13 protein-coding genes and 4 tRNA genes are annotated in these 14,655 nt (G+C 45.6%); 5 read left to right on the forward strand and 12 right to left on the reverse strand.

What is annotated here, in order from left to right; all coding sequences use genetic code 11:
- Positions 1 to 154: 154 nt before the first annotated feature.
- From hemC to AACX68_RS10560, 5 genes are read left to right on the forward strand one after another with little or no spacing between them, the layout of a single operon-like run.
- Complete coding sequence (hemC, locus tag AACX68_RS10540) at positions 155 to 1,186, forward strand: hydroxymethylbilane synthase (RefSeq protein WP_228859103.1); 1,032 nt, start codon at positions 155 to 157, stop codon at positions 1,184 to 1,186.
- Positions 1,183 to 1,956 (forward strand): uroporphyrinogen-III synthase, encoded by a 774-nt coding sequence (gene hemD / locus AACX68_RS10545; protein ID WP_228859104.1) that lies wholly within the window; start codon positions 1,183 to 1,185, stop codon positions 1,954 to 1,956. The genes hemC and hemD overlap by 4 nt, the downstream gene beginning before the upstream one ends.
- A 20-nt stretch (positions 1,957 to 1,976) precedes the next feature.
- Complete coding sequence (hemX, locus tag AACX68_RS10550) at positions 1,977 to 3,158, forward strand: uroporphyrinogen-III C-methyltransferase (RefSeq protein WP_228859105.1); 1,182 nt, start codon at positions 1,977 to 1,979, stop codon at positions 3,156 to 3,158.
- A gap of 2 nt (positions 3,159 to 3,160) precedes the next feature.
- Positions 3,161 to 4,369: a protoheme IX biogenesis protein HemY gene (gene hemY, locus AACX68_RS10555; protein WP_228859106.1), complete on the forward strand. Its 1,209-nt coding sequence runs from the start codon at positions 3,161 to 3,163 to the stop codon at positions 4,367 to 4,369.
- A gap of 16 nt (positions 4,370 to 4,385) precedes the next feature.
- Positions 4,386 to 4,640, forward strand: a complete 255-nt coding sequence (locus AACX68_RS10560) for a hypothetical protein (RefSeq protein ID WP_228859107.1) — start codon at positions 4,386 to 4,388, stop codon at positions 4,638 to 4,640.
- Between the two features lie 487 nt (positions 4,641 to 5,127).
- On the opposite strand, the gene AACX68_RS10565 is transcribed toward AACX68_RS10560, so the two are convergent.
- From AACX68_RS10565 to rfbA, 12 genes are all read right to left on the reverse strand, one after another.
- Positions 5,128 to 5,204, reverse strand: a tRNA-Pro gene (locus AACX68_RS10565).
- A 39-nt stretch (positions 5,205 to 5,243) separates the two neighbouring features.
- Positions 5,244 to 5,330 (reverse strand) — tRNA-Leu (locus AACX68_RS10570).
- A 16-nt stretch (positions 5,331 to 5,346) separates the two neighbouring features.
- A tRNA-His gene (locus AACX68_RS10575) sits at positions 5,347 to 5,422 on the reverse strand.
- 75 nt (positions 5,423 to 5,497) lie between these two features.
- Positions 5,498 to 5,574 (reverse strand) — tRNA-Arg (locus tag AACX68_RS10580).
- Positions 5,575 to 5,722: 148 nt separating this feature from the next.
- Positions 5,723 to 7,123: a bifunctional threonine/serine APC transporter ThrP gene (gene thrP / locus AACX68_RS10585; protein ID WP_228859108.1), complete on the reverse strand. Its 1,401-nt coding sequence runs from the start codon at positions 7,121 to 7,123 to the stop codon at positions 5,723 to 5,725.
- Between the two features lie 256 nt (positions 7,124 to 7,379).
- Positions 7,380 to 8,117, reverse strand: a complete 738-nt coding sequence (gene wecG / locus AACX68_RS10590) for a lipopolysaccharide N-acetylmannosaminouronosyltransferase (RefSeq protein ID WP_228859109.1) — start codon at positions 8,115 to 8,117, stop codon at positions 7,380 to 7,382.
- Positions 8,104 to 9,519, reverse strand: a complete 1,416-nt coding sequence (gene wzyE / locus AACX68_RS10595; protein ID WP_228859110.1) for an ECA oligosaccharide polymerase — start codon at positions 9,517 to 9,519, stop codon at positions 8,104 to 8,106. Before wzyE ends, wecG begins: the two co-directional genes overlap by 14 nt.
- Entirely contained in the window at positions 9,516 to 10,616 is a 1,101-nt protein-coding gene (locus tag AACX68_RS10600; RefSeq protein WP_228859111.1) for a TDP-N-acetylfucosamine:lipid II N-acetylfucosaminyltransferase, read from the reverse strand. The genes wzyE and AACX68_RS10600 overlap by 4 nt, the downstream gene beginning before the upstream one ends.
- Positions 10,613 to 11,863: a lipid III flippase WzxE gene (gene wzxE / locus AACX68_RS10605; protein WP_228859112.1), complete on the reverse strand. Its 1,251-nt coding sequence runs from the start codon at positions 11,861 to 11,863 to the stop codon at positions 10,613 to 10,615. The genes AACX68_RS10600 and wzxE overlap by 4 nt, the downstream gene beginning before the upstream one ends.
- A gap of 1 nt (position 11,864) precedes the next feature.
- Complete coding sequence (rffA, locus tag AACX68_RS10610) at positions 11,865 to 13,031, reverse strand: dTDP-4-amino-4,6-dideoxygalactose transaminase (RefSeq protein WP_228859113.1); 1,167 nt, start codon at positions 13,029 to 13,031, stop codon at positions 11,865 to 11,867.
- Complete coding sequence (gene rffC / locus AACX68_RS10615; RefSeq protein ID WP_228859114.1) at positions 13,018 to 13,749, reverse strand: dTDP-4-amino-4,6-dideoxy-D-galactose acyltransferase; 732 nt, start codon at positions 13,747 to 13,749, stop codon at positions 13,018 to 13,020. The genes rffA and rffC overlap by 14 nt, the downstream gene beginning before the upstream one ends.
- On the reverse strand, positions 13,733 to 14,608 hold the full coding sequence (gene rfbA / locus AACX68_RS10620) for a glucose-1-phosphate thymidylyltransferase RfbA (protein ID WP_228859115.1): 876 nt from the start codon (positions 14,606 to 14,608) through the stop codon (positions 13,733 to 13,735). Before rfbA ends, rffC begins: the two co-directional genes overlap by 17 nt.
- Positions 14,609 to 14,655 lie beyond the last annotated feature (47 nt).

Raw genomic sequence — 14,655 nt, forward strand, 5'->3', positions numbered from 1 at the left:
ACTGTATATTTATATACTATTCGAGTTTTTCTTAACTGGAAAAAACATTATCGAAGTGTTAAAAGAGATCTATTTTTACTGTTCTATTTTTCACTTCTGAGGTTAAAAACCTCCAATTGCCGTTAATTAATACAATTATCCAATACTATTATCCATGACAATGAAAACCATTCGCATTGCGACTCGCCAAAGCCCTCTGGCTATGTGGCAAGCTCGATATGTTCAAAAACAACTAAAACATTTTCATCCTGATTTGCAGGTTGAGTTAATTCCTATGACCACCCGTGGAGATATCATTCTTGATACCCCTCTCGCCAAGGTTGGTGGCAAAGGGTTATTTGTAAAAGAGCTGGAACTGGCAATGCTTGAAAATCGCGCTGATATTGCCGTTCATTCCATGAAAGATGTCCCAGTCGAATTTCCTGATGGTTTGGGATTGGTCACAATCTGTGAAAGGGAAGATCCACGAGATGCTTTTGTTTCAGTAGAATACGCCTCACTCGATGACCTCCCAATCGGCAGTATCGTCGGCACATCCAGTTTGCGCCGCCAGTGTCAGCTGCGCCATCTTCGTCCTGACCTTGTGATCCGCGACTTACGTGGCAACGTTGGCACCCGTTTAAGCAAACTGGACAAGGGTGATTATGATGCAATTATCCTTGCCGCTGCCGGGCTGAAGAGATTAGGGCTGGAAGATCGCATCCGGATGCCACTCGCGCCGGAATTACTGCTTCCTGCTGTCGGGCAAGGTGCCGTTGGTATCGAGTGCCGTCTGGATGACATACAGACCCGTGAGTTACTTGCGCCTTTAAATCATAAAAACACGGAAATTTGTGTCCTCGCTGAACGAGCCATGAATACCCGTCTGGAAGGGGGCTGCCAGGTTCCTATTGGTAGTTATGCCATCTGGCAGGGCGATAATATCTGGTTACGAGCGCTTGTTGGCGCACCTGATGGCAGTAACATCATCCGGGGCGAAAGAACTATTTGTAGTGAAAGAACGAGTTGTAGTGAAAGAACGAGTTGTAGTGAAAAAACGAGCTGTAGTCAAAGCACTATCAGCAGTGATAAAGCAATATCATCCGAAGAAGCTTGTCAGGCGGGTATTTCACTGGCCGAAGAATTATTGGAGAAAGGTGCCCGCCAGATTCTGGTTGACGTTTATCAGAGAGATCTACCTGCATGAGTATCTTAATCACCCGCCCTGCCCCCGCAGGAGAAGAATTGGTTAATCGGTTAAAAGCTGCTGGTAAAACGGCATTCAGTGCGCCACTTATTTCAATTCATCCGGGGGCCGATTTGCCCTTGCTGTCTCAGAAACTGCAAAGGCTAACGGCAGGTGATTTTGTTTTTCTGCTCTCCAAAAATGCCGTTCATTATGCCTGTGAGCAGCTTGGACAAGATAGCCTGTCATGGTCTGACAGACTATCTTATTATGGTATCGGTAAATCAACTTCCCTGTTTTTTCATCAAAAAACAGGGAAAAGCATTCTCTGGCCAGAGCAGGGAGAAACAAGTGAAGATTTACTGCAACTCCCCTCCTTGCAGCAGGTGGAGAATAAAAAAGTTTTATTACTCCGGGGTAATGGTGGCCGTGAAATGATTGCTTCAACCCTGCGGGCAAGAGGAGCAGAAGTCGACTACTGTGAATGCTATGCACGTCGAGCTGTCAAATATCATTCAGCTGAGTTCAGTCATTACTGGCGGCGGTGTGGTATAAAAACCATCGTTGTTACCAGTGGCGAAATGTTACGACTGTTATATAACTTAGTTATTGAAGGTGATAGCGCTGAAGGTAACGCTAATGATAGTAGTAATAGCAAAGCGTGGTTATTAAATTGCCGACTGATTGTAGTCAGTGAACGCCTCGCCGGTATCGCCCGGACACTGGGCTGGCAAGTAATAAAAGTAGCTAAGAGTGCAGATAATGACGCCTTAATGCAGGCGCTGGAATAAACCAATATGGGATGTCCATTATGACGGAACAAAAGAAATCCACTGATGCGGTTGAGACACAACACCCTCAGCAGCCTGAAAAGGCTCCTCGCAAATCCAGAAATTATGGATGGGTGGGCAGTACTCTCTCAATTGCCATTGCCTTGGCAGTAGGCGCCGGTGGGCTCTATCTTTATTATCACAATAAACAACAGAACGAGGCATTAAGAGCTGCAAACCTCAATCTGCAAACTCAGGTTGCTTCCCTCATACAACAGCAATCTGTCGATAAGCAGGATGCTGACAGCAAAATTGAACAGTTAAAACAGGGCTTGCAGAAAGAAGAGACGAAAAACCAGCAACAAATCCAGCAAGTGGACAGCCGCATGGCAGAACTTCAGGATCGAGTTTCTGCCATTACGAATTCTGACGTTGAGAACTGGCGTCTGGCACAAGCAAATTTTCTCGTGAAAATGGCCAGCCGCAAGATATGGGGTGATCAGGATATTGCCACCGCCCTTGCACTACTAAAAGACGCTGACAACAGTCTTGCGGATATGAATGACGCCAGCTTAATGCCTGCCCGTTCAGCGATTAAGACAGATATGGATACGCTGTCCAAAATTAAACAAGTCGATCTGGATGGTATCATTCTGACCCTGAATAACTTATCAAATCAGGTAGATAACTTACCGCTGGTTGATAAAGTGGAACAAGGGAAACCCATGGATGAAGACGGTAAAGAGATCAGTGCCTCACTCTCTGACTGGCGTCAGAATCTGAGCAAAAGCTGGCACAGTTTTATGGATAACTTCATCACTATCAGACCGCGTGATGGCTCCAAAGAGCCTTTATTAGCACCAAAGCAGGAAATCTACCTACGAGAAAATATTCGCTCTAAACTGTTAATTGCAGCCCAGGCTGTTCCCCGCCGACAAAGTGATACTTATCGGGACTCACTAGAATCTGTTTCAACCTGGGTGAACGCTTATTTTGATACCTCATTGCCAGACACCATTACCTTTCTGGAAGAATTGAAAACGCTGGAAAAACAGCCTCTTTCCATTGAAATGCCTGAACAATTAAGCAGCCAGCCCATTCTGGCCGATTTAGTACGTAAGCGTATCTATCAGCCGGCTTCTCAACCTCTGCCGGAAGCCCAGCATCAGCCAAAGTCTGAAAATGCCCCAGCTCAGGCGGAAACACCTGTTCAGGAGGGTTGAAGATGCTGAAAATATTATTATTGTTTGTCATCCTTATTATCGGTGTTGTTCTTGGCCCTTTCCTGTCAGGACATCAGGGATACGTTCTTATCCGGACCGACAATTACGATATCACTACCAGCGTGACCGGTTTAGTGATTATGTTCCTTCTGCTGCAATTCCTGCTGATTTTTATCGGCTGGTGCTACCGCAGATTAAAACGCACCGGCACTTTTACCCATAGCTGGATTTTTGGCGGGTATAAGCGTAAGCGCGCCCGTTTACAAACCAGACAAGCATTACTCAAGCTGGCTGAGGGGGACTTCAAACAGGTTGAACATTTAATGACACGTAATGCTGATCATGCAGAAGACCCTGTCGTTAACTACCTGCTTGCTGCGGAAGCGGCTCAGCAACGAGGGGATTATTTCCGCACTAATCAATATATCGAGCGCGCCGCCGAAGTTGCAGATAAAGACCAACTGCCTGTCGATATTACCCGCACACGTATCCAGTTAGCACAAGGGGAAACCCATGCAGCCCGTAACAGTGTAGATAAGTTACTGGATACAGCACCGAGACATCCGGAAGTGTTACGACTCGCTGAACAGGCGTATATGCGCTCAGGTGCCTATCAGTCGCTGATTGATATTTTACCTGCGATCAAAAAAGTGGGTCTGCATGACGAAGAGCAAATGTCTCAATTGCATCAGCAAGCGTATATCGGGCTGATGAATCAGGTCATGGCAGAAAAAGGCAGTGCCGGATTAAAAGCATGGTGGAAAGATCAACACCGCAAGATCCGCAATGAAACAGCGCTACAGGTTGCGATGGCTGAACATCTGATCGAGTGTAATGATCATGAAACTGCACAGCGAATTATTCTCGACGGATTAAAGCAACAATATGATGACCGGCTGTTACTGCTGCTTCCTCACTTAAAAGCGGGTAATTCCGAGGCCGTGCAAAAATCACTGTCACATTTACTGAAGCAACATGGTGAAACACCTCTGCTTAACAGTACATTGGGGCAAATAGCATTACGTCATGGCGAGTGGGCTAAAGCAGAAACAGCATTTAAGGCAGCCCTTGCACAGCGTCCTGATGCCCATGATTATGCCTGGCTTGCTGATGCGCTGGATAGGCTGCATAAACGTGAAGAAGCCGCTCAAATACGTACTAAAGGCTTTATGCTGACACTGAAACGAGAAAGTACCTCAGAAGAAGCGTAACCTTTAGAAATTTGTCATGATTAACAACTCAGACAGGGAAATCACCGTTAATCATGGCAAAAATGCTGAACAATATGCAGAAAAGAAAATAACAGGCAAAAAAAACACCTGTCACGATAAAAGACAGGTGCATAAATACAATCAGGTCTACAGACGGATAGTGCCTCACTCAACGTTATGTCCGGTTCGTGATGAAAAGACAATTGCTTACTCATCTATAACATGGACCATAGGCACCAGCATCAGCTCTACATCATCCCGAGGTTTATGAAGCTATGCTGTCATAAGGAGTGGGATGAGCATCTACGATTTTACTAATGCATTTTCCATGCCAGATTTTCTCCTCACCCAATTACGGGCACATAAATAACTCTATAGTCTAAATCTAAAGTCCACTCGATGAAAAAACAGCATAAGAGATCAAATGAATAGGTTAGCTTTCTAGAAAATACGCCAAATACCGTCTCTCATTTGAGACAACAATTCAGCATCTAAATTACACTCAAATATAATCAACAAGTTATATGTCTCCAATAAGAGACAGTAAAGGGTATCGTTTGTCGTTGAAATACAACACTGAGATTAAAACAATTTTAAAAACAAAAAGTTAATAAAATTGCAAACTAATAAAAACAATCTATTTCAAAAGAATCGAGTATCAGAAAAGCAAAGGAGATTTAGGGAAAGGGAAATATTTTTTATTTTCTTTAAATACAATAAGAAAAGCCCTGCTTATAGCAGGGCTTTTCTTAAGAATCTGGTCGGCGAGAGAGGATTCGAACCTCCGACCCACTGGTCCCAAACCAGTTGCGCTACCAAGCTGCGCTACTCGCCGAAATATTTTTTAAAGCTAAGATACTCATTTTCTTTTTTATGGTGCGAAGGGGGGGACTTGAACCCCCACGTCCGTAAGGACACTAACACCTGAAGCTAGCGCGTCTACCAATTCCGCCACCCTCGCAATGTCATAAAAAAGATGGGGTGGCTAACGAGACTCGAACTCGCGACGACTGGAATCACAATCCAGGGCTCTACCAACTGAGCTATAGCCACCATAACATATCTTTTATTACTGCTTACAACGCCGTACCACGATAACCCATTGTCACTGCTCTTGCACGCTTTAAATGGCGCGCCCGACAGGATTCGAACCTGAGACCTCTGCCTCCGGAGGGCAGCGCTCTATCCAGCTGAGCTACGGGCGCTTAACGCCGTTGCGGTGGAGGATAGTACGGATTTAATCTCCAACTGTCCAGTGCTTTTTTTAAAGAAATGGTGCGTTTGATTATGCTTTATTCATTTCGTTGATAAAGACAGCACTTCCCCACCGCAAATTGTTTTTCAGATGAAAATTTACCCTACATTTTCTATCTGTTTTTGTTCCCGGATAAATTTTATTACCCAATAAATCAGTGACACAATCAGCAGGAAGGCACCACCAACCATGAGTGAAAAACGCGTATCCGGATTAATCGCCATCCCAATCAATACACAAGACAAGAAAATCAGTGTCAGGTAATTGATATAAGGGAAAAGTATCGATTTAAACGGGTGCTGTTTCAGGGCTTCCTGATGATGCTGACGGAAACGTAGCTGGCTCACCAGAATCACAAACCACGGTACCATCCCCGGCAGGACACTGGCGCTATAGACATACACAAAAACAGACTGTGGATTTGGGATCAAATAATTCAGGCTGGAACCGGCAATCAGACAACCAATAGTGATTGCAACACATCTGACAGGTACACCATTTTTCGATAGCTTACGCAATGAAGCCGGCAACTGACGATTTTCAGCCAGCGCATACAACATCCTGCCTCCGCTGTACATGCCGCTATTACATCCGGAAAGGGCCGCAGTCAGTACCACAAAGTTAATCACTGCCGCTGCAGAAGCAATACCAACTTTAGCAAAAGTCATGACGAACGGGCTTCCATGACTGCCTATCTCAGTCCATGGAAACAGGGTGACAACAATGAAAATCGCCCCGACATAGAAAATCAGAATACGCCACAGAATATTGTTGATTGCTTTTTTCAGGGTAACCTGTGGGTTCTTGGCTTCACCAGCGGTAATACCAACCAACTCGACGCCCTGATAGGATGCAACCACAATACACAATGCAAACAAAAATCCTTTCCAACCACCGGCAAAGAAACCACCATGAGTCGTCAGATTATCAAGACCGATGGCTTGCCAGTCATTACCTAATCCAAAAAATATCAGCCCGATTCCCACTAAAATCATCACAATAATCGTGGTGACTTTGATCATTGCAAACCAGAATTCCAGTTCTCCATACAGCCGCACAGCGGCCAGATTAGCCAGTGCCACCAGACTAACCGCCACCAAAGCCGCTACCCATTGTGGTAAATCAGGGAACCAGAATTCAGCATAGACTCCCACAGCGGTAATTTCTGAAATCCCGACAGAAACCCACATGAACCAGTAACCCCAAGCGGTCAGACATCCCCAGTAGGGGCTGAGGTATTTATGACCAAAAGCAGCAAATGAACCGGTAACAGGCTCAAGAAATAGCATTTCGCCCATTGACCGCATAATGAAAAAGACAAAAAGACCGGCAATAATGTAAGCCAGTAAAACTGAAGGGCCAGCCCATTTCAGGGTACTGGCAGAGCCCATGAACAGCCCGACACCGATTGTGCCACCTAGCGCAATCAGCTCAATATGTCGCGCTTCAAGTCCTCTTTGCAGCCCCTGCTCGGGCAGATCTTGTTTCGAATCACTCATAAAACTCCCTATCCATTTTTATGGTGTCTATATTTATTTGCAAACAGAAAAAATACAGGAATTAATAATCAATGGTTGTGAAGATAAGTTGTAAAAAGGCAGGGATCAAAGCACGTTTTGCCTATCAGTGAAATAAAAAATTGTAAAATCGAGTCAACGAAGATAGTTAAATGAAGTGGACTAAGGTAAGACAGCCCACTGCACCATCCCTAACATTAAGACGAGCACAGTGGGTTAACAGCAATTAAAATATCACCTACAGCTTACCGCTGTAGTAATACCCCAAAAACCTCAACAGTTTGATTTGCCGGCGGATACGGCTAGGCTGTGACAACAGACGATAAAGCCATTCCAGACCTAAATTCTGCCAGACTTTTGGCGCACGCTTCACATGCCCAGTGAAAACATCATACGTTCCCCCGACCCCCATATACAGTGAGCCAGAATGCACTTTTCGGCAGTCACGCATAAAAATTTCCTGCCTTGGCGAGCCCATTGCAACCGTAACAATCTTTGCACCACTGGCACGGATACGTTCAAATACCGCATTGCGCTCATCAGCGGTAAAATAACCATCCTGACTGCCTACGATATTGACATTCCACTGTTTACGAAGTTTATTTACTGTCTGCGTCAGAATTTCCGGTTTGCCTCCCACCAAAAAGACCGGAGTACCTTCACGTCCTGCGCGCTCCATCAGGGCTTCCCATAAATCCGCGCCCGCAATGCGTGACACCTGCGCATCCGGATATTTACGCCGAATGGCACGCACAATACTGATGCCATCTGCATAAAGATATTCCGCTTCATCCAGCAGTGTGCTCAGTGCCTTGTCTTTCTCAGCAGTAAGCACTTTCTCTGCGTTGATAGCCACCAGTGTTCCTGTCTTGACCTGCCCATCCTGAAAAAGATGATCGAGGAAATGTGACATTCCCTGAAATCCCCATAGTTCCAGACCACGGATACGATATTTACGAATATCATTCAGCGCCATTTTTGCTCCTTACATCCACCCGAGCAGGTGTTTCTGGTGATACAGACATATTGGTGATGACAAACTTCCGAACAAGCCCTGCACTATCGAACAGCCAGTACAGCAATTTTGCTACTATCAGGCACAGACCAAAGACAACACCAAAAAACACAACACGAGAAACAAAAGAATCCATACCTTCACGGGCAAGGACTATCATGTTAAAAATCGCGCCAAAGCAGAATGCCTGTAAAATAGCTGCTTTATAACGGTTTGCTTCCTGTTTCCCGGCTTCATAAATCCAGTCAAACCACTTGATAATCAGGCCAACAACAACTGCCCCAAGCGGTATAAAAAACACGCCCCCCATAACAACCAGAGAGCCTATCAGTGTCGGGGAAATCGCTAAACCAGAGTGGTTATTCAACACATCCCAGGTAAAATAATTAGCTGTGTTCCACACCAGATTCGGCCTGTCCGGCCAGACCCAGCCCGGAATAAAAACATAGAAATCCCGGATAATCGGGGCCAATCCCTGAAAGTCAATTTTGCTGTAGTTATCCAGCAGCAAAGCCAGATTTTCCCACGGAGAAAAAGTATCACGGGTCAAATACAGGAAAGTATAAAATGCTTCTGCTCCGCTCACATCAAGGCTATAACGCTTCAGGGCCAGCCAGAACATACCGACAATCCCAATAACACCGGCCAAAAGCAGCATCCACAATGTAATCCAGCCCCGGACAATACCGATGAACAGAAACAGTGCAAACGCAATAATGATATTGGCCCGTGTTCCTCCGACAATCACATAAGTCAGAATGCCGAATCCAACGGTTCCCACTAAAAATAACAGCCAACGCGTTTTGGTCGGTTTCAGGAAAAATACCACCAGCATGGCGGGGATAAAGAAGTAGAAAAAGCGTTTAAGCGCTACTCCGGAAACCTTACTGGAAAAGATCTGGCTGTACGACTGTAGCTTAAATAACAGAAAACCATTTTGCAGGAAGAAAGAGCCAACAGAAAAAATGGCTATACCCGCCAACAAAAGCCACGCCAGATTAGTCTCCACCCGGTTCATGGTGAACAATGGCTTACGCGGAACAAGACCACTCGTTGCGCTCTCCTTCTCCGATACCCGGTACCTGAGACGTACTTTATAACTGACATAATAAATGGCATAGAAACAAGTTGATGCCAATATTGCATACAGCAGTGAACTCGCCGGTACGACTTGAACATCAAACTGAAAAACCAGTATGCTTGTCAGTGGGAAACCAAAATAAAAAGTCAGCAGATAAAGCAGTGAGAAAAAAATATTAAAATTAAAACGAACGCGCTGAAATTCTTGATACGTCAGTGTCAGAATAAAAATCAACGAGATTGCATAAACAACAAACAGCCCACCAAATTGCACCAGCGTCATTGCAGCTCTCCAGATGCTTCCAGCAGGGCAATTTTCCACCCTTTGACAAAGTTAGGATCAAAAAAAGCGATTGCCTTCTTATCGAGAGACAGCATCTGACGCTGCGCTTCCTGCACCCAATGCTTATTCAGTTCATCACCATCAAACAGAACCGGTATTTGCTGTTCGGCTAAGTCCTGCCAGAATGGATTCTGGCGGCTCAGAACAAAAGGGATCCCCTGTTGAATCAGCAGGCAAAGCGTTCCTATTCCCTGCTGACGCTGAAAAATAAAATAGCCCAAATCACATTGACGCAGTAATGATAAATAATCATCAAATGTCATTTTTTCTTTCAGTATTCTGATATTTTCAGCCCGGAATAACGATAATGCGGCCTGTTCTACATTCTGAATATAAGCCTGATTATTATCGGGGTAACCCATTGGCAGGATAAGCCGAGCTTCTGAACCGAACTGACGATGAATTTTGTGTAGTGCTTCAATATGCCGATTAGATTGATCACCTGAATTTCCCAGTAAAATGGTGATCCCTTCAGGTGAAAATAGTTTGTCTTTCACTGTCAGCGAAGGTGTCATGCGTGTTGGGAAATAAAGCAGTGAAGCCGGTACTCGCGGATGCGATTTCGAGAAATAGTTAAGATCCCCCCGTGTCGCAAATACTCTTCCAACCCGTTTCTGAGCCAGACGGCGCAATAGATAGAACATACGAAATTTAAGCTGGCGGGAATCCTCATACAAATCAGCCCCCCACACATGCCACCAGAATTGATGACTTTTGATTTTTCCGGCTAATAAAGCCAGCCACAAGCCTGCATTGAACTGCCCATGAAAAAAGAAGCGGTTAGCCCGGTCTTCCTGTGCCATTGCGATGACTGCCTGCGATAATACTGCTTTGTTTTCATAAGTTGTGATAGTTAAAGCAGGATAATTTTCGGCTATCCATAAAGGGTCTTGCCATGAAGCATCTTTAGCCACCACCATAAAACACGGCTTGGCTGAAGGCTTAGTTTCCTGTGCCAGTACGTCATTAAAAAAACGCAGTAACGTTTGATTGTGATGCGGGATATCCGATCCCAAAACGTGGATTAAGGTTGTCATGCTCGTCTGCAATAAATAATAAATACGCTACAACAAAGGCTAAAATAAACGACATAGGTCGCCATATAAGATTGTGCTGCCCCCAGCGCCCCATTTATCGGGATCAGCCAGTGAGAAAAACCGGTCAACAACAGAAACTGGCTGACTTCCGCCAATATATAAAAGCGCAGGGCGGCTTTTGCTATCACCAGATAGCCAAAAACATAGGCACAAACTTTCAGAACATCTCCCACCAGCTGCCACGCGAATAGATCCCGCATTGCGGTAAATTTATCTGAAAACAATAGCCAGATAACAAAGTCACGCAGTAACCAGACGGAAAAACTGGCAACAGCCACTGCGGGTAATACAAACTTCAGCGCCTTTACGATCTCACTGGTGATCTTATTTTTACTTTCCAGTCGAGAAAGGGTCGGTAACAAATAAACGGTGAAAGAAGCGGTGATAAATTGTAAATAAGCATCGGAAATACTGCTTACACCCTGCCAAATCCCCACTTCTTCCCAGCTATAACGCTCAGCCATTAAGTTTCGCATCATGATGTAAGCGACTGGCAGTGTAATGGAAGTCAGCAAGGACATCAGCGTAAACTTCCCCAAATGGCTGGCAATGGCGCGATCCCATGCAGGTTTCAGTGCTGAAAATGCTATCGTTTTGCGTTGCAGTAACATCATTCCTGCCGGCAAAACCACCAAAGCGGGGACTAAAGCCAGACCAGCCAGTGCACCTTCGTAACCTCCCAGCCAATAACACAGGCCATAAGCAATCACCCCTGTCAGGCTGCCGAGTATAATGGCCAGTGCATTTCCCTGAGCATCGCGGAACCCTTTCAAAATAGCCAGAAAATAGTTGGCATAAGCGATTCCCATTTGAATAAATGCGAGCGCCTGCACAACAGTTTTGTAATGGTTGTGACCAAACAGGCTAATACTAATAGCTTCACTGAATAAAAGGAAAACTACCGCCAGCAGGGTAGAAAACCCCAGAATAATTGAGGATGACGTTCCCAGTACAGCATTGAGCTTTTCCGGCTCAGAGTGGTGCTCCGCAACATATTTGGTCACACCATTGAAAATCCCGGCACCAGACAGTACTCCCAGAACAGTAATGAGCTGGCGGAAATTTCCCGCCTGCCCCACCCCTGCCGGGCCAAAGGAGACGGCCAGAAGTTTAACGACCAGTAACCCCACACCAATTTTGATTAGTGTGGAGCCAGCCGTCCAGACTGAGGCTTTGGCAAGTGACATATCAGGCAAAAAATTCCTTGATGCGACTGATGACAATCTGTTGTTCTTCATCAGTGATATTGTAAAACATCGGTAAACGCACTAGGCGCTCACTTTCACGGGTAGTGAAGCGGTCTTCGCCATGAAAACGACCACATTTCTCACCAGCCGGGCTGGTATGCAGTGCAACGTAATGGAATACCGTCAGGATATCCGCCTCTTTCATAAAACGATTAAATTCACTACGTTCTGCCACATCTTTCAGTTTGATATAAAACATGTGGGCATTGTGTTCCAGATTTTCTGGCACAACAGGCAAAGTCAGCAGCCCTTTATCAGCCAATGGTTTCAGCGCCTGATAATAGTTATTCCATAGCGTCAGGCGGCGATGATTGATTTTATCCGCAACTTCCAGTTGTGCCCACAGAAATGCCGCCTGTAAGTCAGAAAGCAGATAGCTGGAACCAATGTCACGCCAGGTATACTTATCTACCTGCCCCCGGAAAAACTGAGCACGGTTAGTCCCTTTTTCACGGATAACTTCGGCACGGGCAAGCATGGATTGATCGTTGATCAGTGTTGCTCCACCTTCGCCTCCGGCTGAGTAATTTTTAGTTTCATGGAAGCTGAAACAACCAATATGACCAATCGTCCCCAGCGCACGCCCTTTATAAGTTGACATAACTCCCTGTGCGGCATCTTCTACAACATACAGATTGTATTTTTCTGCCAATGCCATAATGGTATCCATTTCACAGGCTACCCCTGCATAATGCACTGGCACAATGGCGCGGGTTTTATCTGTGATGGCGGCTTCAATTTTGGTTTCATCAATGTTCATCGTGTCCGGGTGAATATCCACGAAAACAATGGTTGCTCCACGCAGAACAAAGGCATTGGACGTCGAAACAAAGGTGTAGCTCGGCATGATGACTTCATCACCCGGCTGGATATTCAACAGTATTGCCGCCATTTCTAAGGAAGCAGTACAAGAAGGCGTTAACAACACCTTTGTTTTATGAAAAGCATCGGTTTTATGCAAAGCATCCGGACAACTAAAGCGTTTCTCCATCCACTCTTCACAACGTTTGGTAAAACCACCATCACCACACAATTTCCCACTGGCCATTGCCTGTTGCATATATTCCAGTTCAGTGCCGACAACCGGGGGTTTGTTAAATGGAATCATTTCGTCCTCTGTATAACCAATATGCAGTGCTTTCGATTGTTGCACCACTACGTGTATAAAGGCGCAAAGCCGTGATGTTGCTGATTTGCGTTGCAATTCTCAGGCATTGTATCTCATGGTTATGGCACCATTGTTGCGCCGCTGACATTAATTTTTTTCCGATCCCCTGCTGCAATTTGTCCGGCATTACCGCCAGCAAACCTATCCGTGCTTCATGACTTCCTATCTTTCTTATGGTGACAAAACCAGCAGGATTGCCACACTCATCATTAACAAGCAGGCACTCATGGTCAAAGGTGCCCAAAACCGCCTTCTCAACCCATGTCGCATAAAAACGGCCACTATCATTCACCTGATACCAGGGTGTACGAAAGCGACTGGTTGAAAATACGCTGGCAGCCGCCGCTTTAAGTAATGGAATATCCTGTGAGGTCGCGGTTATTAATACCTGAGCTCTGCCTGCTTTTTCTGGGCTAATAGATAACCGTAAATCTGCTTCACCTTCCACCAGAGAAAAGCCCAGCGCTGATAATTGATCAATCAGATAAACCTGCTGAGCCGGCACTTTTGCCTGTACTAAGGCGTATTCATCCAGTTTAGCCGCAGTGACTGACACAGCAGACGGTGAAGAGGCCGTTATGATATTCAGACGGGCAGTGGACAGACCAAAGAATTGGCTGTCCCATGCCAGAGGTTCAATATCAGCGTGAATAGACATGGAGTAAATCCAGCAAATATTGGCCATAGCCTGTTTTGGCCAATTCTGCCGCAGAAGCCCTGACCTGATCATCACTCATCCAGCCATTACGCCATGCGATCTCTTCCAGACAGGCAATTTTGAAGCCCTGCCGTTTTTCGACAGTCTGCACAAACATACTGGCTTCAATCAGGCTGTCATGGGTACCAGTGTCCAGCCAGGCAAAGCCACGCCCGAGTAATTCAACATTCAGCTCGCCACGTTCCAGATACATCTGATTAATGCTGGTAATTTCCAGCTCTCCACGAATGGATGGTTTTACCCGCTTGGCGAAATCCACAACGTTGTTGTCATAAAAGTAAAGTCCGGTCACCGCCCAATTGGATTTTGGCTGTACGGGCTTCTCTTCAATAGAAAGAACGCGATACTGTTCGTCAAATTCCACAACACCGAACCGCTCAGGATCCATAACCTGATAGCCGAATACGGTCGCGCCATGACTACGGGCCGCAACACTTTGTAGCTTCGGACTGAATGCCTGACCAAAGTAAATATTGTCACCCAGCACCAGACAACAAGGGTTATCACCAATAAACTCTTCACCAATCAGGAATGCCTGCGCCAGACCATCCGGCGAAGGCTGTACTGCATAGCTCAGATGAATGCCAAAACGCTCACCATTGCCCAGTAATCGTTTAAATGCAGGTAAGTCTTCCTGAGTGGAAATAATCAGGATATCGCGTATCCCTGCCAGCATTAAGACTGACAACGGATAGTAGATCATTGGCTTGTCATAAATAGGCAATAACTGCTTTGAGACGCCGCGTGTTATTGGGTACAGGCGTGTGCCGGAGCCACCAGCCAGTATAATTCCTTTCATGTCATCCCCCAGATGGGTTTATATTCGATAAACCTTAAGTTGCAACT

The organism is Xenorhabdus sp. PB61.4 (genome assembly GCF_963894935.1).
GTDB classification, from domain to species: Bacteria; Pseudomonadota; Gammaproteobacteria; order Enterobacterales; family Enterobacteriaceae; genus Xenorhabdus; species Xenorhabdus stockiae.

Coding starts and splice junctions, on each gene's coding strand:
- hemC (WP_228859103.1), top strand. CDS start 155: ATGACAATGAAAACCATTCGCATTGCGACTCGCCAAAGCCCTCTGGCT.
- hemD (WP_228859104.1), top strand. CDS start 1,183: ATGAGTATCTTAATCACCCGCCCTGCCCCCGCAGGAGAAGAATTGGTT.
- hemX (WP_228859105.1), top strand. CDS start 1,977: ATGACGGAACAAAAGAAATCCACTGATGCGGTTGAGACACAACACCCT.
- hemY (WP_228859106.1), top strand. CDS start 3,161: ATGCTGAAAATATTATTATTGTTTGTCATCCTTATTATCGGTGTTGTT.
- AACX68_RS10560 (WP_228859107.1), top strand. CDS start 4,386: ATGATTAACAACTCAGACAGGGAAATCACCGTTAATCATGGCAAAAAT.
- thrP (WP_228859108.1), bottom strand. CDS start 7,123: ATGAGTGATTCGAAACAAGATCTGCCCGAGCAGGGGCTGCAAAGAGGA.
- wecG (WP_228859109.1), bottom strand. CDS start 8,117: ATGGCGCTGAATGATATTCGTAAATATCGTATCCGTGGTCTGGAACTA.
- wzyE (WP_228859110.1), bottom strand. CDS start 9,519: ATGACGCTGGTGCAATTTGGTGGGCTGTTTGTTGTTTATGCAATCTCG.
- AACX68_RS10600 (WP_228859111.1), bottom strand. CDS start 10,616: ATGACAACCTTAATCCACGTTTTGGGATCGGATATCCCGCATCACAAT.
- wzxE (WP_228859112.1), bottom strand. CDS start 11,863: ATGTCACTTGCCAAAGCCTCAGTCTGGACGGCTGGCTCCACACTAATC.
- rffA (WP_228859113.1), bottom strand. CDS start 13,031: ATGATTCCATTTAACAAACCCCCGGTTGTCGGCACTGAACTGGAATAT.
- rffC (WP_228859114.1), bottom strand. CDS start 13,749: ATGTCTATTCACGCTGATATTGAACCTCTGGCATGGGACAGCCAATTC.
- rfbA (WP_228859115.1), bottom strand. CDS start 14,608: ATGAAAGGAATTATACTGGCTGGTGGCTCCGGCACACGCCTGTACCCA.